At 23.8% G+C, this 24,274-nt stretch carries 21 protein-coding genes, 2 pseudogenes and 1 riboswitch; of the genes and pseudogenes, 13 read left to right on the top strand and 10 right to left on the bottom strand.

Annotated elements, in window-relative coordinates; all coding sequences use genetic code 4:
* Window positions 1-183 precede the first annotated feature (183 nt).
* Genes AAHM96_RS01040 through AAHM96_RS01025 form a run of 4 tightly spaced genes read right to left on the bottom strand, consistent with a single transcriptional unit; the run spans window position 184 to window position 4,808 of the window.
* Window positions 184-546 (bottom strand): hypothetical protein, encoded by a 363-nt coding sequence (locus AAHM96_RS01040; protein ID WP_252318892.1) that lies wholly within the window; start codon window positions 544-546, stop codon window positions 184-186.
* 22 nt (window positions 547-568) lie between these two features.
* Window positions 569-988, bottom strand: coding sequence for an HIT family protein (locus tag AAHM96_RS01035; RefSeq protein ID WP_281748311.1), 420 nt, complete (start codon window positions 986-988; stop codon window positions 569-571).
* Between the two features lie 51 nt (window positions 989-1,039).
* Window positions 1,040-2,749 carry a hypothetical protein gene (locus AAHM96_RS01030; protein WP_342273331.1) on the bottom strand — a complete coding sequence of 570 codons (1,710 nt, stop codon included), beginning with the start codon at window positions 2,747-2,749 and terminating at the stop codon, window positions 1,040-1,042.
* 16 nt (window positions 2,750-2,765) lie between these two features.
* Entirely contained in the window at window positions 2,766-4,808 is a 2,043-nt protein-coding gene (locus AAHM96_RS01025) for a hypothetical protein (protein ID WP_342273330.1), read from the bottom strand.
* A gap of 296 nt (window positions 4,809-5,104) precedes the next feature.
* Here AAHM96_RS01025 and AAHM96_RS01020 point away from each other — a divergent pair, with 296 nt between their 5' ends.
* The 7 genes from AAHM96_RS01020 (at window position 5,105) to AAHM96_RS00990 (ending at window position 13,054) form a co-directional block, all read left to right on the top strand.
* Window positions 5,105-6,388 carry an aminotransferase class V-fold PLP-dependent enzyme gene (locus AAHM96_RS01020; protein ID WP_342273329.1) on the top strand — a complete coding sequence of 428 codons (1,284 nt, stop codon included), beginning with the start codon at window positions 5,105-5,107 and terminating at the stop codon, window positions 6,386-6,388.
* Entirely contained in the window at window positions 6,375-6,833 is a 459-nt protein-coding gene (gene sufU, locus AAHM96_RS01015) for a Fe-S cluster assembly sulfur transfer protein SufU (RefSeq protein ID WP_342273328.1), read from the top strand. Before AAHM96_RS01020 ends, sufU begins: the two co-directional genes overlap by 14 nt.
* Window positions 6,817-7,377 (top strand): 5-formyltetrahydrofolate cyclo-ligase, encoded by a 561-nt coding sequence (locus tag AAHM96_RS01010; RefSeq protein WP_342273327.1) that lies wholly within the window; start codon window positions 6,817-6,819, stop codon window positions 7,375-7,377. The genes sufU and AAHM96_RS01010 overlap by 17 nt, the downstream gene beginning before the upstream one ends.
* A gap of 772 nt (window positions 7,378-8,149) precedes the next feature.
* Window positions 8,150-9,235: a hypothetical protein gene (locus tag AAHM96_RS01005; RefSeq protein WP_342273326.1), complete on the top strand. Its 1,086-nt coding sequence runs from the start codon at window positions 8,150-8,152 to the stop codon at window positions 9,233-9,235.
* A 2-nt stretch (window positions 9,236-9,237) separates the two neighbouring features.
* Window positions 9,238-10,971 (top strand): ATP-binding cassette domain-containing protein, encoded by a 1,734-nt coding sequence (locus tag AAHM96_RS01000; RefSeq protein ID WP_342273325.1) that lies wholly within the window; start codon window positions 9,238-9,240, stop codon window positions 10,969-10,971.
* A 47-nt stretch (window positions 10,972-11,018) separates the two neighbouring features.
* Window positions 11,019-12,137 carry an ABC transporter permease subunit gene (locus AAHM96_RS00995; protein ID WP_342273324.1) on the top strand — a complete coding sequence of 373 codons (1,119 nt, stop codon included), beginning with the start codon at window positions 11,019-11,021 and terminating at the stop codon, window positions 12,135-12,137.
* Window positions 12,138-12,139: 2 nt separating this feature from the next.
* Window positions 12,140-13,054, top strand: coding sequence for an ABC transporter permease subunit (locus AAHM96_RS00990; protein WP_342273323.1), 915 nt, complete (start codon window positions 12,140-12,142; stop codon window positions 13,052-13,054).
* A 59-nt stretch (window positions 13,055-13,113) separates the two neighbouring features.
* On the opposite strand, the pseudogene AAHM96_RS00985 reads toward AAHM96_RS00990, so the two are convergent.
* Window positions 13,114-13,905, bottom strand: a pseudogene (locus AAHM96_RS00985) (IS5 family transposase).
* 158 nt (window positions 13,906-14,063) lie between these two features.
* On the opposite strand from AAHM96_RS00985, the gene AAHM96_RS00980 reads away from it, so the two are divergent.
* Window positions 14,064-14,228, top strand: a complete 165-nt coding sequence (locus AAHM96_RS00980) for a hypothetical protein (protein ID WP_342273322.1) — start codon at window positions 14,064-14,066, stop codon at window positions 14,226-14,228.
* A gap of 83 nt (window positions 14,229-14,311) precedes the next feature.
* Here the strand turns inward: AAHM96_RS00980 and AAHM96_RS00975 are convergent.
* Window positions 14,312-15,550, bottom strand: a pseudogene (locus AAHM96_RS00975) (IS256 family transposase).
* A gap of 219 nt (window positions 15,551-15,769) precedes the next feature.
* Window positions 15,770-15,948: riboswitch (cobalamin riboswitch) on the bottom strand.
* 52 nt (window positions 15,949-16,000) lie between these two features.
* Complete coding sequence (locus AAHM96_RS00970; protein ID WP_342273321.1) at window positions 16,001-16,555, bottom strand: inorganic diphosphatase; 555 nt, start codon at window positions 16,553-16,555, stop codon at window positions 16,001-16,003.
* A 99-nt stretch (window positions 16,556-16,654) separates the two neighbouring features.
* Between AAHM96_RS00970 and AAHM96_RS00965 the strand changes: the two genes are divergently transcribed.
* On the top strand, window positions 16,655-17,299 hold the full coding sequence (locus tag AAHM96_RS00965) for a hypothetical protein (RefSeq protein WP_342273320.1): 645 nt from the start codon (window positions 16,655-16,657) through the stop codon (window positions 17,297-17,299).
* On the opposite strand, the gene AAHM96_RS00960 is transcribed toward AAHM96_RS00965, so the two are convergent.
* Window positions 17,296-17,787 (bottom strand): helix-turn-helix domain-containing protein, encoded by a 492-nt coding sequence (locus AAHM96_RS00960; protein ID WP_342273319.1) that lies wholly within the window; start codon window positions 17,785-17,787, stop codon window positions 17,296-17,298. The two genes, AAHM96_RS00965 and AAHM96_RS00960, sit on opposite strands and share 4 nt — an antisense overlap.
* Window positions 17,788-18,115: 328 nt before the next feature.
* Between AAHM96_RS00960 and AAHM96_RS00955 the strand changes: the two genes are divergently transcribed.
* The 4 genes from AAHM96_RS00955 to AAHM96_RS00940 all read left to right on the top strand — a co-directional run bounded on the left by AAHM96_RS00955 (window position 18,116) and on the right by AAHM96_RS00940 (window position 22,256).
* On the top strand, window positions 18,116-18,802 hold the full coding sequence (locus AAHM96_RS00955) for a hypothetical protein (protein ID WP_338962254.1): 687 nt from the start codon (window positions 18,116-18,118) through the stop codon (window positions 18,800-18,802).
* Window positions 18,803-19,080: 278 nt separating this feature from the next.
* Window positions 19,081-19,410, top strand: coding sequence for a hypothetical protein (locus AAHM96_RS00950; RefSeq protein WP_342273318.1), 330 nt, complete (start codon window positions 19,081-19,083; stop codon window positions 19,408-19,410).
* A gap of 272 nt (window positions 19,411-19,682) precedes the next feature.
* The gene (locus AAHM96_RS00945; RefSeq protein WP_342273317.1) at window positions 19,683-21,563 is read left to right on the top strand and encodes a hypothetical protein; all 1,881 of its coding nucleotides are present in this window, start codon (window positions 19,683-19,685) and stop codon (window positions 21,561-21,563) included.
* 453 nt (window positions 21,564-22,016) lie between these two features.
* Entirely contained in the window at window positions 22,017-22,256 is a 240-nt protein-coding gene (locus AAHM96_RS00940; protein ID WP_342273316.1) for a hypothetical protein, read from the top strand.
* Here the strand turns inward: AAHM96_RS00940 and AAHM96_RS00935 are convergent.
* Together AAHM96_RS00935 and AAHM96_RS00930 are read right to left on the bottom strand one after the other, a co-directional pair.
* The gene (locus AAHM96_RS00935) at window positions 22,253-22,876 is read right to left on the bottom strand and encodes a DDE-type integrase/transposase/recombinase (RefSeq protein ID WP_342265927.1); all 624 of its coding nucleotides are present in this window, start codon (window positions 22,874-22,876) and stop codon (window positions 22,253-22,255) included. The genes AAHM96_RS00940 and AAHM96_RS00935 overlap by 4 nt on opposite strands.
* Window positions 22,877-23,178: 302 nt before the next feature.
* A complete protein-coding gene (locus tag AAHM96_RS00930) occupies window positions 23,179-24,156 on the bottom strand; it encodes an IS3 family transposase (protein WP_342273315.1) in 978 nt (325 codons plus the stop codon).
* Between the last annotated feature and the right edge of the window lie 118 nt (window positions 24,157-24,274).

Here is a 24,274-nt window from a genome sequence, read left to right as displayed (position 1 = left end):
TTCATATCTCAATCTCCTTTATTTTTTTTATTAATGCTTAAAATTATAGCATCATTAATAAAAAATGCTTTTTTGATGAAAACAAAAAGGTAGTTATGCCACTCATCAATTAATTATTTATTAAAAATTGGTTTAATACTATTTTCAACCAATATTTTAAGTTATTAATAATTATTTTATGACTTATTTACTATTAAATATTCATAAAATAGAGCCAAACGCCATGATAATATGTGGTAAAGCATTAATATAAGTTCATGTTGACTTATAATCTACATCTTTGCCAACAAATAAACCAATAACTATTATAACTGAAAGAAATGATATAAATAGTGCTCATAGTCTTGATCATAATCCAGGTTTAACTGAAAATGGTATTAGAATATAAATAATACCTATTATAACTAATGTAGCTCCATTTTCATTTCAGCCATAGAAACTATAAGTTATAACTCCCGCTGCATACAATAAACTAAAAACAATAATTCATACAGCACCAATTAGCATTAATATTTTAGGTAAAGTTAATAACTTAAGACTTTTCATTTTTTTCCTCCTTAAATATTTTTTACATTAATTGTGATTTTAGTATTTTTTTAATATTATTAATATCATCAATTGTAACATTTTCTTTTGTCCTATTAATTAAAAACCCTTTTTCACGAATATATTTTGGAATAATATGAACATGATAATGAAACACTTCTTGAAATGCTTCGCTACCATTATTAGTTAAAATATTAAATCCTTTAATTTCGGGAATAGTTTTTATTAGCAAATTAGCAATTTTATGAGTTGTGATACTAACATCACTTACTATTTTGGGTGTAGTATCAATAAAAGTTTCAAAATGCTGCTTTGGAATTACTAGAATGTGTCCTTTAGTTACGGGATTGATATCCATGAATGCTGCTGTATTTGTATCTTCAAAAATTAAGTTATTTGTATCTTTAATAATTGTACAAAAAATGCATGCTTTATTTGTCATATATTTCACCTCAACTTACTTTATAAGTATAACTTAAAATATTAACTATTATTATGGATAAAACTCTTTTACCTTATTTCAAAATCCTTCTTCATATATATTATTTTTTGGAATATATGTTGGAAATAAATTTTGAGCAGCGATTTTAAAGTTTTCAGCTACTGGTGAATCGTTAGTTGCAGAATCACTAGCAGATATAGAATATAACATTTGTCAAAATATATTTCACTTTGTTTCTTGGGTAATAGTGCTTTCGTTAGCATCACCCCTTATATACTTAGAGAAATCTGTCTCAAGACTAGCATTACCACTATTGTTTCATGAATGAATTAAATTACTAATTTCTGGAACTCAGCCTTTGTTTTTATTATTTAAAAAACTAAAATCTAAATTTTGTAAAAGGTTTAGGAAATAAATAGGAGCAGAGTAAGTAAATGTAGCAATATTATTATTCGTAGTGTAATGTAATCCACCATTAGTTACTCAACTTGCAGCTTCTTGGGTAGTAGCAATACTTAAGAAACCATTAGCACCAAAATTAGGATCAATTTCACTAATAGTTGAGGCATTACCGCTTGTTAATTGAGTAAAAAAATCAGAATTTAAAGTTTTTTCTTTTCCTGAATCATCATTTTTAACAATCGACTCTCACTTTGGAGATTCAGAAGGACTACTATTTCATTTTTGATCAATGCTTTGCGCATTTGCTAAATCAGTAGTAAAGTTTCAATTTACATTATAGTTACTCTTTTGTCAACCAGTAGTATCTTGTAATTGACTTATGTAAAGGTTATTTGTTTGGGTTGAAATTATAGGTTTACCTGCTTCATTATCTTTAATATCAACAATATTGTCTAAAATATAAGACATTGTAAATAAAGTTTGATTTAATTCTGGTAAAATTTGATATTGATAATATTGTTGATAACGAAAACGTAATCATCATTGGAAACGTTTTAAATATTTTGAATAAGTTGGAATATCAGTACCAGAAAGACCTTTTTGTGTTTTATTAATACCAGCACTACTATTTCATTTTTTAGCATCATTTGGTAATAATTTACCAATTTCATTACTATAATTGTCATCTGGATGTTTAGCAATGGCAGCTAATTGTTCATCAAAAGCAGCATCTTTATCACCATAATCTTTATATAAACTATCAGGAGTAAATATTTGATCAGGATCATTAACTTTATCAGTATCTTTATTTTTTTCTTTATAAAATTCTACATTTTGATAATTAAATTTACTTGTACCATCCTGATGTCAACTTTGATTTTGAAATAATAACTCATTATTATCTGCTGCTGATACTTTATCTATTGAATTAGCTGTATTAATACCACTTAAGTACTTTTGAGTTAATAAATTTAATCCTAAATCATCTTTAAGTTTTATAAAAGCTTTATTGGCTTCTCCCATTGTAGTAGTACCATTTGCATTTTTTGTGTCTTCACTATAATGAAGTTTCTTATGAAAAAATTCATAAAATTTTTGCTGAGCAATTGTTCCTTCAACATCTTTTAAAATAAAATCAAGACCTTGTGAATAAGTATTCTTAAACTGAGCAGAAATCGTTTCATTAAAGTTTACTCCTAAAAAATTAAATAATACACGATTTTTATAATCATCAGGAATTTTACCACTAGGTAAATTACTCATATCACGTTCATTATCACAAGCAACTAATAATAATACAGGGCCAGATAAAAGAGTAACTGAAGTTAATAATGGTAAAATCTTTTTTATCTTTTTCATTTTTTATACCTCCCGTCTAAGAACTAATGATACTTGGATCATATCATCATAATGTTCGTTTCCCAACAACATCTAGATAATTAGCAATATTAGTATCCATACGAGCAACTGGTGCATCTTGTGTAAAGCCATCTCATGTATTATTAGTTTTTATAATATTATCCTTAAATGTTGCATTAATATTAATACCTTGTCTATTGTTTCAACGATTTTCTTTAGTTTTATCAAATCAACTTTTCATTTTTTCAACAAAGTCATTAATTTTCTTATCAGTTGGATCAAGAGGACTTGAACCAAATATATCCTGTAAATTTCAATGAATTAAACTTGAGTTATTATTAAAGTATAAATTATAATCTCATCAAGTTGCATCACCAAGGCTACCAGTACCTCCAGTAAAGGCTGTTAATGCATCATTTAAATTAAAAGTAGGAGTTGTATTTGGAGTATATTTTTGTAGTAAAAAACCAGTTTGTAAATAATCAAGATAAGGAGAATCAGATAATCCACCTGGACGCTCAGATAACGGTGCTAAGTCTTTTCACTGATAAGTATCTTTTCTATGATTTTTAAATGTTTTAATTATATTATAAGTTAATTCATCGCTTTTAGGTTTGTCTTGCTGTTGATATGTGATACCTGGCGTTTGAATAAAATGAATACCACCAGTATCAATAAAAATGCCAACTCCAGGTCCATTATTAACTGCAGCATTAGGAAGTTGTGGTCCTTTTATATCTTTCATATAAACTAAATCATTATATTGACTAGTACCATCTTTACCTTTATCTTTAATACTATCGCGGTCTATATAAGGAATTAAGTCATCTAAACCCTTTTCCTTGTCAGTTGGTGAATTAAATTGTGTTAATTTATATGGTTGAATACCATCAACATTTTTACCAACACCTTCAGCACTAGTTACATAACGATATAAGTAATAATAAAAAGGACTATTCTCTTGTGAAGATTTAGTAATATCCATTAATCCTAAATCACCAGTTTTACTAACATCAGTAATAGCGGCCCCTTTTTCTTCGGTGAATGTTTGATCGAAACCATTGGTTCTAATATTCTTTAAAATTTCATTAATTTTAGTTTTATTTTGAGAAAACTGAGAAGCATTAATCTTTTCTTGTAAAGGTTTAGCAGTAGAGTCAAAAGGAATAACAATTTGACGAGTTCAAATTAATTCTTGATTTCTTAACATTACTTTAGCTATTTTAGATTGATTATCACTTAATAAGCCATCAATAGTATTGTATGAATCTGTTTCATAATTACTATCATTCTTATCATCACTAGTTTTTACAACAGGAAGACTAATATTAACACCAGTTCATGTTTTAGCAATTTTGACATTATCGTTTAATTTTGCAATAGCATCTGATTCTGAATTATTAGCATTAGCAACAATTCAAATTTTGCTAGAATATTTACCAAGAGCGATACTACCTGCTTTACCATTAATGTATTCTTGTACACTATCATAAGTACCATTTGGATTGTTTTCGCTCTTTACTTGTTCTCATAAATCCTTTAATCAAATATTAATTTCATTTTGATTGTAGTATTTATAATCCTTATAATTACTAGTAACATAACTACGTTGAATAATACCTAAAGCACTCTTTTTTAAAATATTATCAATGTAAGTATTAACATCATCATCGCCCAATACTTTCTTTCATTGTTTTTCTCATGAACGACCATATTTTGCTTGTAATGATTTTATTTTATTTTCCATTTCAGATTGAGCTGCTGTCAAAGCAGCAAGATAATCATCTTTATATTCTGGAGTATTTTTTAAAATTGAAAGATTAATATATTGATTAATATCAGTATATAATGTTTTACCTCATCCACTATTGGGATTATTTAATAAGTAATTAAAAAAGGTGTCAGTCGTAGTACTTGTATCTATAAAAGCACTATTTCAGTCGAAAACATTAGTTGTGCCTCTTTCATTTGAATTATTACAAGCTATAATAGACATAGTTGATGTTGATGATAACGTGAAAGCTGCAACTAAGGCAAGAATATTGCGCACTTTATTCACTCCTTTTAATTAAATCTATAGCAAAAAAAGATTTTTTAATTTATTTTACTAAGATATCTTAACATAAAATTTATATTTAAGGGATAGTTTTTTCTAATTAATTTTAAAATGAAATAACTAATTACCAATTATTTATTTTAAAAAATTTAAAATATTATTTTTTTTAAATATTATTACTTTATAGTGCACAAATAATATTTTATTCATTTTTTAATTTTAAGAAAATTAGCACAAAATTAAGTGTATAATCATTAGTATAAGTATATTATATTTGGTGTAATGATATAGGAGTAAATATGAATAAAAAAATAAACATTAATGATAATACCTTTAAAACTGATTTTCCCTTTTTTAAAAATAATCCTGATTTAGTTTATTTAGATACAGCCGCTTCTTCACTAAAACCACAAATAGTTATTGATGCTGTTAGCGATTATTATGAAAAATATTGTATTAATCCACATAGTCAAGATTATCAACTTGCTGTTAAGGGAAATGATATATTTGAAGATACTAGAAAAACAATTAGTAAATTTATTAATAGTAACAAAAACGAAATAGTTTTTTGTCCTTCAGCAACTTTTGCTTATAATCAAATTGCTTTTGGCTTAGAAAAATATTTACAAGAAAATGATGAAATTTTATTAACCACTTTAGAACATAGCTCATTACTCTTACCATTTTATCGTTTGATACAAACTAAAAAAATTAAAATAAAATTTATTGAAACAAATAAACAAGGATTCATTACTGTTGAAAGTTTAAAAAAAGTTTTAACACCTAAAACCAGAATAGTTGCTTTTGCAAATATTAATAATTCTTTAGCAATAGAAAATGATACTGAAACATTAACTAATTTTATTAAAGAATATGGTAAAAAAAATGTTAAAAGTGATAATTGAATTTTTAAAAATATTTTAGTAATAATAGATGGTGCACAATCAATAGGACATATAAAAACTGATGTTAAAAATTGAAATATTGATTTTTTTGGATTTTCTGGTCATAAAGTTTTTGGTCCAACTGGAATCGGTGTCTTTTGAGGAAAAAACGAATGATTAAATATGCTAGATCCACTAATATTGGGTGGAGGCATGAATGGTGATATTTATGAAAATGGGAAATTTAACTTATTAAATAGTCCTTATCGTTTTGAAGGTGGAACACAAAATATTGCGGGTGTATTTGGGCTAGGTGCAGCTATTAAGTATTTATTAAACATTGGTATTGAAAATATTAGAAATCATGAAATTTTACTAAAAAAATACGCAATTGAACAATTAACAGCGCATTTAGGAAATAATATTGAAATTTATAATATTGATGGCAATAGTAGTAACATAATATTTAATATTAAAAAAGTATTTGCACAAGATGTTGCTAATTTTTTAGGAACACAAAATATATGCGTACGCAGTGGAACTTATTGTGCTAAATTATTACCTAATATAATTAACGCTGAAGTAACAATTCGTCTTAGTTTTTACATATATAATTGTAAAAAAGATATTGACTTATTAGTAATATCTTTAAAAAAAGGGATTAATGAAGGAGGAGATTTTTTAAATGAATTCTTTTAATAACAATCAAGACTATTATCGCAAACTAATTGTTGAACACTATAGTAATCCAAAAAATAAAGGTTTTAAAAATTTACCAAATAGTTTAACATATCATCAAAACAATGAATCATGTTTTGATAATTTTCATGTTGAAATTTCTATTAAAAATAAAGTTATTAATAGCGCACGCTTTACTGGAATTGGGTGTGCTATTTCAACTGCAGCAACCGATCTTTTTTGTATTTTAATTGAAGGTAAAACAATATCACAAATAAAAGAAATTATTATTAATTATCAAGCAATGTTATCAGAAAAGCAATTTAATGATAAAATAATTGAAAATATGATTGCTTTTAAAAATGTACCAAGACAGCGTAATCGAATTAAATGTGCCCTTATTGGTATTAATGGTATTAATAAAATAATTGAGAAAGAATGTGAAAAAAATGGAAATGGAAATTAAGGATAAAATTAGTTTAAGAACCATTTATTTAAAAAAATTAAAAAATGTTTCTAAAAATAATTATCAAAAATGAAATAAAATTATTTTCAATAAATTTAATGAATCACATTATTTTAAACAAAATAATGTATTTGCTCTTTATAATTCCTTACCATATGAAGTAGAAACTAAAGAAATTATTGAATTATTATGAAAAAATCTAAAACAAGTTTGTTTACCAAGAATGAATGGTGAACATTTGGAATTTTACTTTATTAATAGTTGAAACGATATCGTATTTGATAATGATTTTAAAATTGAACAACCAAGTTTAAATTGCCAAAAAGTTATAGGAAGTCAAATTGATTGTATGTTAGTACCATTAATTGCCTTTGATAAAGATTATTACCGTATTGGTTATGGTAAAGGTTTTTACGACCGTTATTTATCTAAAAATAAATTTAACTTTAGTAAAATAGGACTTGGTTTTGCTATTCAAAAAATTCCTTATATAATTAATCACGATAATTGAGATATACCATTAGACTATATTTTTACTAATTAATATTTTAATCTAAAATTAAATACACTAATCAATAGACTTGGTGTAAAACCTTTAATTTTAATAATTTAACGGTTATTATTAATATCAAAGGTGATAATTATTATGTTAAAAAAATACAAAGATGAACAAGAATTTTATAGTTTAGTGGCAAGTGGCAAGTGGCATGTCTTGCTGTGCTGTTATTTTTTGAAATATTTCTGATTTATTTTTGTCTGCCATTTTAATGCCTCCTTTTAACAAAAAATCCATTTACTTTCCTATAAAAGTAATTGGTTAAAATTTATATATACTATATAACGGTTGTATATTATTAAATTTTATGTATTTTACAATTAATTAAGTTTTTATTAAAAATAAATTTAAAGTATGTAAAATTTATATAAATAAGTTAAAGTTAATAGTAAATGATTTATTTTTTTGTTTTTTAAAATCATTGAAAAATTAGAGTTTCAAATGAATGATCTAGCAAAAGATATAAATAAGAACGTAAATGGGACTAAAAATAAAATTAAAATTCCTCATCATTACATTTTAGAAATAACAAAAGAAAATAACTTTGAAAATAATAACAAACCAAATATTACTATTAATAAAATTAATTGTCATAAATCCTTTTTATTTATATTCTTTATTATTTTTTTAATAAACTGTTTAATTAATTTGCAATAAATTGATTGTTTGATATTAAACTAAGATTTCTTGTATAATTATAAATAAGTATTATTAGTAGGTGGTTTTTATGTTTCGACGTTTTCTATTATTCACTATAATTTTGCCAACAATAACTACTATTAGTAGTAGTATTTATGCTTGTACTTGAAATTTACAACCAACAGTTTTATTAATAACAAGTTATCAACAAGCACAAAATCAAAACATTTATGACCGACTTGTTTATCAAAAGTTACAAACTTTTTATGGTAAAGATCATGTAGTAACATTGTTTAGTTCTCAAGATGATAATTATTATGCATTAATGTTGAGAAACTTTTTATCTACATATAATATCAAAAAAGTTTATATTTTAAATCCTAGTTTTCAAAAGTATATTCCACATCATAGTGAAACTAGTAGTTATTCTACTAAAAACTTAATTAGAGTATTACAACAATTTCAGAATGTTAAATTTTATTTTTTTAATAATATTATTGCTGATACGGTTAAAGTCACTAATAATATTTATGATATTAGATATAATATTGATAACGTAACTAGTAGCCATTTAAATTATGGCAGTAAAATTGCTGAACATTTTGTTGAAAATGTTCAGGATCGAATAATAAATAAAAAATATAACTTTGATGTTGATGACAACGGTAAATTGATAGTTAGAATTGGTATTATTAATAATATTGGCATTGATTATGATCAAACTATTTTGAATCAATTTGCTGAAATAATTAATGGTATTGATAATCCAAAAATTACATATAAAATTATTTATGCTAATCCTCATGATAGTTTTGTAACAAGTAATATTTATAGTGCTGATAGTGTTGCCGGTGTTGGTCAGATTGCCCAATCATTATATGAGACACATGGTGTTAATTTTATTATTAATACTAATTATTGATATAACAGTATTATTGCCTATACTGCTAGGTTAATATCTTCACGTCCAACCTATAGTAAAACTATTAGTTTTGTTGGATCGAATATTATTAATAATAATGACTATGTTTATGATAATATTAATTATTTAGCTTTTGGTTTTATGCCTGATTTGGAAATTATTGATGAAACATTTAAAGAAGAGATTAATCCTAATTTTAAAATTATACCTAGTGCTTCAGAAAGTAAAATCCAAACTTATGGTGTTAATAACATTGATTTTACTAATCAGTATGGAGATATATAATTATGGAAAAAATAATATTGAAGTTACAAAAAATTAGTAAATATTATGATACTCGTGTTATATTTGAAAATGTTAATTTAGAAATAACACAAGAAATTCATGCCATTGTTGGTAATAATAGCGTTGGTAAATCAACATTAATTAGAATGCTTGCTGGTTTTGAACAACCTTCTAAAGGAAAAATTGTTATTAATAGTTTAAGAAAAGGATGTTATTTTCCTCGTGATCCTAGTGAAATGCTTTATTTTAGAATGGCTTATGCTGGTCAAGATGATTTTTTCTTAGACAATCTTACTGTTAAACAAAATATTATACTTGGTAATGAACCAACTATTGCTAAAATTTTTCCTAATTGAAAAGAAGCTGAATTTAAAATTAATAATTTAATGGAAAAATATAAAATTAAGCTTAATTTAAATAAGAGAGTATCAACACTTGCGATTGAAGAATTAAAAAAATTATCTTTACTTCGTGCTTTATTCAAAGAACCTAAAATATTGTTGTTAGATGAACCAACAGTTGGTTTATCTGATAGTCAAAAAGTAGAGTTTTGAATGATTTTTAAAACATTTCGTAATGAAGAAATAACGGTCCTTTTCACAACTAGAGATGAAGAATTTGCTAAAATGGTTGCTAACCGAGTATCTTGAATTGAAAACTTAAATATTGGTAAAACAAAAGTAATGAAATTAGAAGAAAATACTAAATTGTTTACAACTAATTATTCAGGTAAGATTTTTAATTATAAAAAACCAAAATCGATAAATTCAGTACCAATGCTTTATATTGATAATCTTTCTTTGAATAAACCCAATATTTCAAATTTTCATAAAATTGAATTTGCAATTCGCCCTGGTGAAATATATGGTATTTATGATTATGAAAACCTTTATAGCGAGGTTTTACTTGAAAGTATAGTACGTATGATTAAAACGCAAACAGGACGCATTTTTTTTCAAGAACAAGAAGTAACTTATTTTAAACCGCAAGAAATTAGTAATTTAGGAATTGATTGAATATCTGGACATTATAGTAATACTGCTATAATTCCTGATGCCACTTTATTTGAAAATTTTACCTTTTGAAATTATAATAAAGAAAAATATGTAACTAAATCCGGAGTTGTCAAAACAGCCGTTGTTAATAAAAAGGTACGAGAAATTATTAAAAAATATCAAATATTTAACGATAATAATATTTTTATTAAAATTAATAAATTATCAAAAGGAGAAATGCAGAAATTTGTATTAGCAAGAAGTATTGAAGAGCAACCACAATTATTAATTTTATCTAATCCATTTTCTGATTTAGATGAAAATTCTTCGTTATTAATTATTAAAAAGATAATAGAGTTACGCGAAAGTGGTTCAAGTATTTTAATTATTGATACTGATCCGTACTTATTACAATTATTGTGTCAACGAGTAGCAGTTATTTATCACAAACAATTTGTTTGTAAATTGGAAAATAAAAATATTAAAGTTGAAATAATGAACAATCCAGCACTATGGAATGATTATCCTATTACAAATGAAATAATTGTTAAAACTGATAAAATGTATCAATTGCCACAAACAAAGTGAAGTTTGAAAAAGAAAAAAATAATTAGAACAATTAATTATTTGAAAAGACCATTTGTCAAAATTACTAGTTGAATTAATAAAAAATGGAAAATATTAGGTCAAGGTTGGGTTAAAAGATGTTGGAAAATATTAAAAAATGAAATTTTTGATTAGTGGGTGCATTATTATTACTAATAACTCTATTTTTTGTTAGTTTATTAATGTTATGTTTACAAGTTAATCCATTATCATTTTGGAAAACTATTTTTATTAATCCTTTAACTAATTTAGTAAGTTTTAGTAATTTAATTGAAACATATAGTGTATTAATATTAACAGGATTAGCAGTAGCTATTACTTTTAAGTATCGTATTTATAACTTTGGAGTTAGTGGTCAAATGTTATTTAGTGCTATGATAACATATGTATTGGCAGTAGCTATTTATAAAAGTGGTGGTTATAGTCAATGAATTACTCCTTTTCTTTTATTAATTGCAGTTTTAATTGGTGCTTTAGCTGGTTTAATTATTGCAATTTTAAAAACTTATTTTAAAATTCATGAAATTATTAGCACTATTTTATTTAATTTTATTGCTTGAGAAGGATATAAAGGTTTAATAGCCAGTAATGTTTATCATAACTTAAAAATTCCAACACAAATTACTAATCTTAGATTTTCATTAATTAGTGGACCTTTTAGCATTAGTAATTTATTTTCTGCTGGTATTATTATTGCTATTATTGTCTTATTAATCGCAATTATTATTTTTAATAATCGCACTCTTGGTTTTAAATTAAATGCAATTGCTAAAAACCCCGTTGCTGCAAAATATGCCAGATTAAATCCCCAATATCAGGGTTTAATAATTTTACCAATTTCAGGAGCGATAGCAGGAATTGCTGGTTATCTTTATTTTTTAGGAGTTAATAATAATTTACCTTCGCTTTCTGCTCCAATTCAAGAAGGATTTTATGGTGTAGTAGTAGCTGCTTTAGCGGGATATACGCCAGGAGTTATTTTATTTTCATCATTTTTTATGAGTTTATTTATTAGTCCTATTGAAAATAATGCTTTTATGTATTTGAAAAATCCAGAAATTGCAATAATAGTATTATCAATAACCATTTACATTATTGGTATTTATCCTTTTATTTGGCATTACTTAACTCATTCTATTGCTATTAAAGAATATTTAATAAGACTAAAAAAGAAGTTAATATGAAAAAAAGAATTAATTAAGGATGAACAACAAAATGTTAAAATTGTTAATGTTGAATCAAAATCTTCAAAAATTTTTAAAAAAAATAAAATATTTAAAAGGAAAAGGAGAAAAAAATAATTATGTTACTCTCATTTTCAACAATTTTAGTTAATACATTATTATTTGCTTGTCCATTATTGTTGTTATGTATAGGTGGAATTTTAAATACTAGAGCAGGAATTGTTAATTTTGGTTTTGATGGTATTATGTGTACTGGTGCTGCCACATATTGTATAATTGTTTCACAATTAAAAAATAATTTGGGTGGTGGAGTTGCAATTTTGGCATTTTTTATCACTATTATCATTGGAATTGTATTTGGCTTAATTCATAGTTTAGCAACCTTATTGTTTAGAACTAATCAATTTTTAGTATCAATGGTTATTAATTACTTTGGTTATGGATTAGCAGTAATTTTACCATTAACATTTACTGGAGAAATAAATTATTCATTAGCAAGTATTTATATTTATCAATTTTCTTGAATTGCAATTTTGGTAACCTTTTTAGCAATTTATATTTTTGCAGCTATTTTATTTTTGACTAAGCTTGGATTATACATTAAAGGAATTGGTGAGAATCCAACCGCAGTAGCTTTAAATTATATTCATGTTCGTCGTTCTCGATTTTATATTTCGCTATTTTCTAGTTCTTTAGCTTGTTTTTCAGGTGCTTTATTTTTTTATGTACTTCCAAGTACTTTTATTTATAGTAATAATTTTGCTGGTATTGGTTTTTTGGCAATTGCTTTATGAATGATGGCACACAGTAGATTTTTTTTAACTTCTATTATTTGTTTTATTTTTTCTTTTTTATATCAGTATATAAATGCTTCACAAACATTTATAGTTATTAGTAATAATATTCCAAGTTGATTATGGGGTATGTTTCCATATTTAATAGCATTAGTATCATTAATGATTTTTCGTCCTAATACAGAATTGGTAAAAAGTTGAGCGCAACCTTATGTTAAAGCAGGTAGAAAATGACAATAAAATTATATGTTAGCAATATTTTAAAATCTTTATCAAGTTTAATAAATATAAGAACCTGTTTAAAATCTTTTCAATAAAATTGAAATAAAGGCAAGAACAACCATTTGTAAGCTAGTATTTAATTTTTTTTCACAATTTTTTCATAATCTTCTGCATTTTTCTAATCATGCAAAACTTCGTTCTACAACTCATCTTTTTGGTAATACTACAAAAGAATGTAATTCATTACGTTTTATAACTTCAACATTTGCATTTATAATTGTTTTAATTTTAGAAGCAAATTTTTCACCAGTATAACCAGCATCTACTAGTATTTTTTGAACTGCAGAAAGATTCTCTTTTTCATTTTCAATCATTATTATAGCACTATTACGATCTGTTTTTTCTGCTGTGGTTATGTAAATTGCATGTGGTAAACCTTGAGAATCAACAGCAATATGACGCTTTATTCGTGAAATCTTTTTACCAGCATCATAACCTTTATTTTTAGTAGTATCTGTATTTTTAACACTTTGTGAATCAATTATACAAAAACTAGTTTGTTCTTTTCTACCATTATTGATACGAAATGCCTTGACTAATTTTTTTTAAAACTAATTGTAATACACTAGGTTCTTTATCATTATTTTTACTTCAAGCTTGAAAATAATAATATACAATTTGTCATTTTGGAAAATTTTTTTTGGTAACATTCTTCACTGGCAACCACTTTTTAATACATATAAAACTGCACAAAATACTTCATATAAATCTAAACTTCTTGGTTTAGTTCTCTTTTTAGTATTTTCTAAAATTGATTTTATATTTTCAAATTGCTCTTTGCTAACATTACTAGGATAATTTTTACACATATATACCTCTTATTTTAAAATATATAATCATTTTATCCTATTCTCTAAAAGATTTTAAACAGGTTCTAATGTTTTAAATGTTTTTTAATAAATTAAGTTTTTATTTTTATTGTGTATAATAAATTTATTAAACAATGAAAAAAGGGGAAATTTAAATTATGGTAAAAAACTTAAATGACAGTTTTGAGAAATTGGCTGAACAGAACAATGAGAGTTTAGAAAAAAATATTAAAAAAATAAAAACATTTAAAAATAATGAGAAGAAAATAATTAATAAAATTTCTAAGAACCTGTTTAAAATCTTTTCAATAAAATTGAAATAAAGGCAAGAACAACCATTTGTAAGCTAGTATTTAATTTTTTTTGAGGCTTTTATGTAATCTGTGTATCTTTGTTTTACAAAGTACTAGTTTATATTAATTCTATCTTCAAATTTTATCATAAAATGAGCAATTGCTGTATTTCAATTTTGAATGGGCATTGTTTATTTTTTTGTTATATTTTCAATTGCTAAATAAAATATTTTAAAAACTGCCATATCATTAGGAAAAACTTTTTTATTTCTGATAACTTTTCGTAATTGACTATTTACAGATTCAATAGCATTTGTAGTATAAATCACTCTTTTGATTTCTACTGGATAACTAATAAAAACCATTAAATTATCTCAATTTTTATATCAAGATTTAGTAATTTGAGGATATTGTTTATTTCACTTATTTTCAAATGATTCTAAAGCCTGCATTGCTTGTTCTTCACTACATGCAGTATAAATTGGTTTTAAATCTGCAACTAGAGATTTTCTATGCTTATATGAGACATATTTTAAACTATTTCTAATTTGATGAACTATGCATAATTGATGTTGTGTTTTAAGATAAACTGATTGTATTGCTTCTGACATGCCTGTTAAATTATCACTGCAGGCAATAAGAATATCATTTAAGCCACGATTTTTCATTTCTGTTAAATTTGCTAATCAAAATTTAGCACCTTCATTTTCACTAATTCATAAACCTAAAACATCTTTTTTACCTTCTAAATCAACTCCTAAAGCTATATAAACTGATTTATTAATAATCCTTTTATCTTGTCGTACTTTCACTACTATGCAATCAAAATAAACAATCGGATAGACACTTTCTAATGGTCGATTTTGCCATGCTTTTACATCATCAATAACATCATCAGTAATTTGGCTAATAACACTTTCACTAATATCAGCACCATGATATAACTCTTGTAATTGCATTCTAATATCTGATAATGTCATTCCTTTTGCATATAAAGAAAGAACTTGTTGATCAAAACCATCAAATCTTCTTTGTCTTTTTGCAACTATTACAGGATTAAAATTACTATTGCGATCTCGTGGTACATCAATCTCAATTTTACCTTGTTGAGTTATTAATTTTTTTGAACTTATACCATTACGAGCATTGTCACTATTACTATGTTGATTCTTATCATATCCTAAATAATTTTGCATCTCAGAATTCAACATTTTTTCTACTAATCTTTTTGTTAATTCTTTATACAATCCTTTCTCTTTAAAAACTGTTGTTAAATCTTCAGTATTTTCTAATAATAAATCTACTGCTTTTGATATTGGATCATTATTATTAATATTTTGCTTTTTAGCCATCTTTAACTCACTCTTTCTAGTCATTTAATTATATTTACTAGAATTAATTAAACATAGTTATTTTTGTAAGTTACACAGATTACTAAACATTACCTATTTGTTCTCGGCTTTCTTTATTTTTTAAATTTAAAACCACCTCATAAAGGTGGTTTAGTTATACTAATCGGAGATAAAACATCAATTAAAATTATATAAATGTTATCTGCACCCAGAGATTATTTTAGTAGTATTAAATAGATAGGTCTACTGGCTTAACTTCATTTTACTTGTTACCCTTCTCAAAATCTTTGATTTCAATGGATTATGTAACTTTTATCAGTATCACAGTTGCTGGGGCAGCTTAAGATTACTTAATTCCCTTTTATGAACAGTTGTTCATCTATTTAATTTTATTTAGTTGTATTTAATGATAAATGATTTAATATATTTTTAATATATTAAATTTTTTCTTTATTTTTTGTTTAATAATGACACTAATTGTGCTTTTGGTAAATTATTCATTTCATTTTGATGTTGTTTAAACATATTTTTACATGTTGTAAGTTCAGTTAATGCTTCTTTTAAGTTACCTCAACCTTCAATTATGACTTTCTTTTTTTGTAATTCTTTATATTGTAGAAAGAAATTAACAATTTCATCACGTAAATGTTGTGGTACATCTTTTAGATCTTGATACTGATTAAAGCGTGGATCAGAATTAACAACACCAAATAATTTAGTATCAACTTCACCACCGTCAATCATTTTAATCATTCCTAAAATTCTAACTTCTACTAAGCAACTAGGGAAAGTTGGATAAGTAATTAAACTAATAATATCTAAAGGATCACCATCGTAATCTAAAGTTTCAGGAATATATCCATATTCACCGGGATAAAAATTAGCACCATAAAGAACACGATCTAATATCATAGTTTTAGATTTTCAATCATATTCATATTTATTACTTGATCCTTTGGGAATTTCAACTACCATTTGCACAATGTTATTTTCGCTTTTATTCATTAATACTTCATCTCCTTTTAAAAATTAATTTTATTATATAATAAATAAACGTTTTTTTATATATAATTAAAATAATAAATGTATTTTAAGGAGTAAAAGATGAGTTTAAAATATGAGAAAAAGTGACAACAATTTAAAAGTAATATGAATAATTCTTTAAAACTAACTACTCATAGAATAGCATTAGTTAGTAGTTTATTAGCAGTTACGACATTAATGAGCTTATTAGAAACACCACCTATTTTTTTACCTTTTTTAAAAATTGATTTTGGTAATACTATTAATTTAATTGCATTGTTAATTATTAAACTTCCTTATAGTTTGTTAATTGCCATTATTGTTCCTTGACTAAGTTTAATCTTACCTCATTTTCCTTCTGGTAATGCTGAACCAATTGGTCAATTTGCTTATATGTTAAATACTATTACTTTATTGTTATTATATAGTAGTTTTAAATTATTATTTAAGCAATTACCATTTTGAAAAACGCAATCTAATAATTCTTGAAAACGATTAATGATTATTGAAATACCAACAATTGTTATTACTTGTATTTTAGTATCATTAATTAGTGCTTTTTATAATTGAGCTTTTATTTTAGACATGTATGGTGCTGCTGATCTTAAAGATAAGATTTGAATTGTATTTGTACCATTTAATTTAATTAAATTTACTTCAGTTTTGTTTTTATATTTATTATTAGTTAGGCCAGTACAAATTTTAGTACAACATTTTAATATTTAAATAATATATTTTAATTGATCTTTTTTTATTTCTATTACTAAAGATTCTTCATTATTTTGTTTTATTTCTGATTCTTCTCAAGGTCTTCAAATATTTACTTCTTCTTTATAATCTTCATCAATTACTAATCGTTCTGAATCACTATCTTCTTCTGAATTATCAAAATAGTTGTTTTCTATTTGTTTGTTAATATTTACTGATAATAAATTTATTGCTTGTTGTTGATTTAAAAATTCTTCTTTATAATTTTGATTCTCATTATTATCACAATTTATTTCCGCAATATTGATAGCTTCTTCTAATATATCTTTTGGAGTTGACTTGACTGAATGTTTTGTTTTAAGTTCATTCTTTCTTGCTTTTTGTTTTCAAATTCAAATTGTTGTTTTTGAAATGCCAGTTTCTTTTTTGATTTCATCATAACTTTTACCATCTTGTAAATATTGTAATGCTTTTTCTTTTATTTCGAGTGTATATTTTTTTGCCATCTTTTAATCTTCCTTTTCTTTTTCAATATTTAATTTAATAAAAATCCTAATACAGAAAAATATCTATATAAGGATTTAACACTGTTTAAATTAATGATTAATATTATAATTTATTTTTTAGTTTTTGTTATTTTTATTGTAATAAAAATTATTTATCAAATTATTATTATGATATTTTCATTGTTAATTAATTTTCTAAATTAGAGTAGTATTAATAGTTTTTATAAAAATTTAATAAATGTCTTGTTTTTTAATTAAAATTAATTTATAATTTTTATAAATAATTATTTATTTAATTAAATACCTATTTTAAAAAGGAGAAGTTATAATGAGAGTTAAAAGTGTTGACCAAGAAAAAGAAAAAGTAGATATAAAAACAAAGAAAAAAATAAAGATTAATTCAAAACAACAAATTTTTAATATTACTTTGACAGGAATTTTATTGGGATTAGCTGTTGCTTCTTCATTAATTGAAATACCTATTCAGTTTATGGGAGTAATTTTACCATTAAGAATTTTTGATTCATTAATTATTGCTTTTGCTTTACCAATTATTGGTTTATATTATACATTAGCAATTGGTATTATCGAACCTTGATTACATTTATTAGCAGATAGTGATCATCCACCAATTCAAATTTTCTTTGATAATATTGCTAATATTTTATTTATTGTTTCTTTTTATTTTATTTACTACTATCTTTTTAAATTGTGCAATAAAAGTAAAAATTTAAAAGTAGATACTATCAAAAAAATAAGTGCTGGTCTAGTAATAGTACCCTTAAATGCGATTATTGCTACTTTATCTTTTGCTTTAACTTTAGTAGTACTTTATTTTAGTCCTAACCTACCAAGACCTGATGAATATGATAATAATATTCTTAATTTTAATAATCATTCAGTAATTATATTATTTATTTTACTTGGTATTGAAATTTTAAGATTTATTTTTATCTTTATCTTATTTAGTTTAGTTGAAAGAAAGATAGGTTCTGCTAAACGTTATTATTTTTAATAAAAAGTATTTTATTTTATAAAATAAAATGTTAAATTAATACTTATTAATTAAAAATAAAATTAGGGAGCAATATATGAAGTTAATTATTATCATGATTATTATTTTTTTAATTGGTTTTATAATAATATTTTTTCTGAAATTAAGAAAAAAAGAAAATAAAATCATCAAGGAAAATAAAATATTGTTTATGTGTTCCAAATTCTTATCATAGCATTATCAAGAATAGAAAGTTTAAAAGTAATAATGATTTAGTAAATAATAAAAAAGTTTTGGAAATGTTAACATATTTACAGGAAAGAGATATCGCTAACTATAATAATATTATTCCTACCTTTTATAGCATTTTAGAAAAACCTATCCAATATAATTTGGAAGCTAATAAAAATGTTAATTATTTATTAACTAATATTGTTGATATTTTATGTCATCATCACTGTATAGTAAATCCCTTACATTTGATTAAACATTTGTTTAATAAATGTAATAATAAATTACATCAACACAAAAAACATTCTCATTTTACTCAAGAGAATAATCATTCATTTAAACCAACACATGTTTTTAATAAAACACAAACTAATGCTTCTACACCAAAAAAAACATAATAAACATACTTTCTCATAAATTTATAAATATTCCTTTACTAGTTATTAGTCCTAACTTAACAAAAACGGAATATCTAATTAAATTCATAATTAAAATGTATTAAGTATCTACTAATTTAACTTATTAGTAGATATTTTTTTTAAAAATAAAATTTACTGTACATTATTTTGTAATAGTTTATAATAATAAGAAAATCATTATAAATGGAGTGTAAAATATGAGACGAAAATTAAATTTATTTTTTACTACCAGCCTTTTATTAAGTTCTAGTATGTCGCTTTTAGCATTCACAATTGATACAAACAATATTAGTATTAATAATTTTGCTAACAACAATGTTGATACTAAAACAGCAACTAAGTATGCTAATGAAACCTCTATTGTTGGTAAATCGTTATTAATTGGTAAAAATAAAGGTTTTAATACTAATAATTTATTAAATAATATGTATAATCAAGCCCCTTCTATTCAAATTGATAATCTTACAGGTAAGAATAATGGAAATGATTTTATTAATGATTGAACTAGCAACTTAGATGCTAATAGTATTAATACTATTCAGTCTTTATTTCAACGTAATGGTATTAATCAATCTAAAGTTGACACTATCGCCAATAATATTAATAGCTATAGTAGTTATCGTGACATATTGCCAATGGTTAAAAATTATTTAAATAATTCTATTTTATCTAATGATGATACTGTTAATATGATTGATGGAATGTTAAAAAATATTAAAAATTTAATACCAAATATTAATGATTACTTATCTTATACTAATTATATTCCAATTATAACTAATACTATTGATGAATTATTAGCAGATTCAGATCAAGAAGATAATTTTAGTGGTAATACTACTTTTGAAAAAATGCAAGATTATATGTCAAAGAAAGCGACATTTGCTCAAGCTTGAAATATTCCAAGTCATGAAAAGTGATACTATGTTAAATATGAAGCAAAAAATTGAAATTGAAATCAATTTTATGAATATATAGCTGGTGTTAATTTTAATTATATGTTTAAGTCAATATCAGGAAAATATATTGGTGAAATGATTAGCGATAATATTAAATATGCTTTATGAGGTGCTGGACCTATTGGTTTTAATTCTGATAATTTTAATGCTATATTTAGTGAAACTCTTAATAAGATTTTAACAAATCCAGTGGCATGACCTTATTTAATAAAAACAATAATACCAATGGTTAAAAGCGAAGTATTAAAATTAACTAATCCAACTTTTGGCATTGATAGTATTACTTGAGATGATAAAACACTACTTAAAAATAATACAGTTCAACTAAAAAAAGTATTAACTATTTTTCAAGAATTAATATCTTCAAAAGATAATATGCTTAAATTAGTTACCAATTTAATGACCGGACCTTTTGGTGAAGATATTATTGCGAAAGCTACCTTTGCATGAACTGATTCATATTGAACATTACCTGAGATTCAAAAGAAATTTTCTTTTATTTCAGCTATTAGTGATATTCCTCAACAAGTTGTTAATAGTTTAGAATCAGCAATTAAAAATGTTCCAATTAGTGGCACAATTAATAAAATATTTGAGTTTACTAATAAATATTTAACAACAAATCCATTAATTGATTTAAAAGATTTAGTAAAATATTTAGATTTAACTTTCGGTAGTAAAGATTTTATTAATGCTTTAAATAATCTTAAATATATTATTAATCATCCAACAACAGATAATATTAGTAAAACTAAAGAAATATTACAATTATTAGGTGTTCAATTTGGTGGTGAAACTAATTTTAAACAAGATAGTGTTTTTGCAAACTTTTCTAATTGATTAAATACTTCTACTAGTAGTTTAAATTCCTTACTAAATATAATAGTTGATAAAACACATCATAATGGTATTCTTGATAATATGTTAAAGGACCAAGAAAATTTATATAAAGATATGTATAGTAAATATTTTGATATTAACAATAATAGTTATTTTACTTTAAGTGATATTGCAATCAATACATTTAAACATGATGATGGTAGTGTTAGTGCATTTTTAAGTTATAAAATTAAAAATAATTTAGATAATAAAAGTTATGATATTACATTTAAAAATGCTAATTTTCTTACAAGTAAAATCTTTAAAATAAAATTATTTCATATTAGTCAATAATTTTTAATAATTTTCTTCAATAATTAGATATTTTAATTTAAAAAGTATCTTAATATACAAGACGGCTATTGCATTTTTTCTTTAAACAATTTAAAATATAGATAAGTTATAGATTTAAGAAAAAGTTATTGGGGAAAATAAAGGGGACTAATTATGAAATCATTATTAACAAGATTAAGTGTTAAAACACTTGCAACAACCATAGGAAATTTAATCAATATTTTAAATACCATTGAAGAAAAAAAGTAATGTAAAGATTGTTATTTACATTACTTAATATTTTTCTATTTTCTTTATTTTGAATATTGTTTTTTAAATGTTTTGATTTTATAATGTATATGAACAGACAAGAAATATGTGCTTAAATCATTAAGCCTGTTTAGTATTATTACCTAAACAGGTTTTTTTGCTGTTTAATTAGAGAAATTTTAACTTAGAAAGAAGAGTAATTAAATGATAAATAATCAAGAACAGTATAAAAAAATTATTACTATTGCTTTAAATGCTATTGGTGCTGGTAGTGCTGGTGCAACTACTAAATTATTACATAATGCTCGTCAAGTTTCACAATGATTAAATTTAGCAAATGCTTTAAATAGGGGTGTTTTTGGGACAGCATTTACATTTTTACCAGATAGTAAAAAAGGGTGGTTGGCCCTTAATTACTGGACCATTTTTGATATAAAATTCTAAATTTTAATTTGTAAAATTGGTGGTTTTAGAAATTTAGAATGTATTCTTTCATAATTATAAAACATAACATATTGATTTACATCATTTATAGCTTCATTGATGGATAAATATTGATTTGATCCTTTAGGTAGTCATTCTTGAGATAAATGAGAAAATCAGTTTTCAGATAATACATTACCACCAATATCATAAGGTTGTTTTTTGCTTAAAATTATTTGTTTATCCTCTGCTCATTTTGTGATATCTTGACAATAAAATTCGTTGGCGTTATCTGAATGTAAAATAACATTTTTTACTTGATTTCAAGAAAATTGTTTGTTGATTTTTTCAAGAGCAGGAAGAATTAAATCCTGATATGATTTATTAGGAGCAATATTATAACTAACAACATTATTTGAATAAAAATCAATAATTACAAAAAGATATAATCATCCTTCTTTAGTATTTATTTGTTTAGTGTCCATTGATCAAATTTGATTTGAAGAGGTTGTACTTTTATAATCTTTGTTTACTTTATCCATTGTAGGTATTCACTTATTTGGATTTTTTTTGTTTTTAGGATAGTTATTTTTAGTTTGTTTTAATCCTTGAATATTGTGTTCTTTCATAATTTTTCGCATTTGTTTTATTGATAATTCTATATTTAAAATGATATTTTTTTCTTGTTTTAATCACTCTTTAAAAGCTGAAAAAATTCTTAAATATCCATAAATTCTGCCTTTTCTTGTAGAATGAAATTCGATTAAAAGTTGGCATATTTTTTGATATTTATGATTGCATTTAATAATATGATTTTCTTCTTTTTTAATAGGTTTTTGTTTATTTTTTAAAAAGTAATATGTTGATCTGTTTAATTGAAGATATTGACATAGGTTTCTAGGTGGTTGGCCCTTAATTACTGGACCATTTTTGATATAAAATTCTAAATTTTAATTTGTAAAATTGGTGGTTTTAGAAATTTAGAATGTATTCTTTCATAATTATAAAACATAACATATTGATTTACATCATTTATAGCTTCATTGATGGATAAATATTGATTTGATGCTTTAGGTAGTCATTCTTGAGATAAATGAGAAAATCAGTTTTCAGATAATACATTACCACCAATATCATAAGGTTGTTTTTTGCTTAAAATTATTTGTTTATCCTCTGCTCATTTTGTGATATCTTGACAATAAAATTCGTTGGCGTTATCTGAATGTAAAATAACATTTTTTATTTGATTTCAAGAAAATTGTTTGTTGATTTTTTCAAGAGCAGGAAGAATTAAATCCTGATATGATTTATTAGGAGCAATATTATAACTAACAACATTATTTGAATAAAAATCAATAATTACAAAAAGATATAATCATCCTTCTTTAGTATTTATTTGTTTAGTGTCCATTGATCAAATTTGATTTGAAGAGGTTGTACTTTTATAATCTTTGTTTACTTTATCCATTGTAGGTATTCACTTATTTGGATTTTTTTTGTTTTTAGGATAGTTATTTTTAGTTTGTTTTAATCCTTGAATATTGTGTTCTTTCATAATTTTTCGCATTTGTTTTATTGATAATTCTATATTTAAAATGATATTTTTTTCTTGTTTTAATCACTCTTTAAAAGCTGAAAAAATTCTTAAATATCCATAAATTCTGCCTTTTCTTGTAGAATGAAATTCGATTAAAAGTTGGCATATTTTTTGATATTTATGATTGCATTTAATAATATGATTTTCTTCTTTTTTAATAGGTTTTTGTTTATTTTTTAAAAAGTAATATGTTGATCTGTTTAATTGAAGATATTGACATAGGTTTCTAATTGAATATTGATTTTTACAATCATCAATAATTTTAATTTTTTCTTTGATATTTAATTTGTTAATTACTAATGCTATTTGTTTAATTTTATCCATTAATAAAAATCCTTTCAGGTTAAAATTAGTGTTAATTATATAACACAATTGTTTTTAGAATACATTCAGGTTTTTTAAATTAATGGTCTAGTAAAAAGGGCTAAGTGGCAAGTGGCAA

It is taken from the genome of Spiroplasma endosymbiont of Acasis viretata, assembly GCF_964031275.1.
GTDB lineage: Bacteria > Bacillota_I > Bacilli_A > Mycoplasmatales > VBWQ01 > Spiroplasma_E > Spiroplasma_E ixodetis_A.
This window is presented reverse-complemented; position numbering and strand designations above follow the sequence as displayed.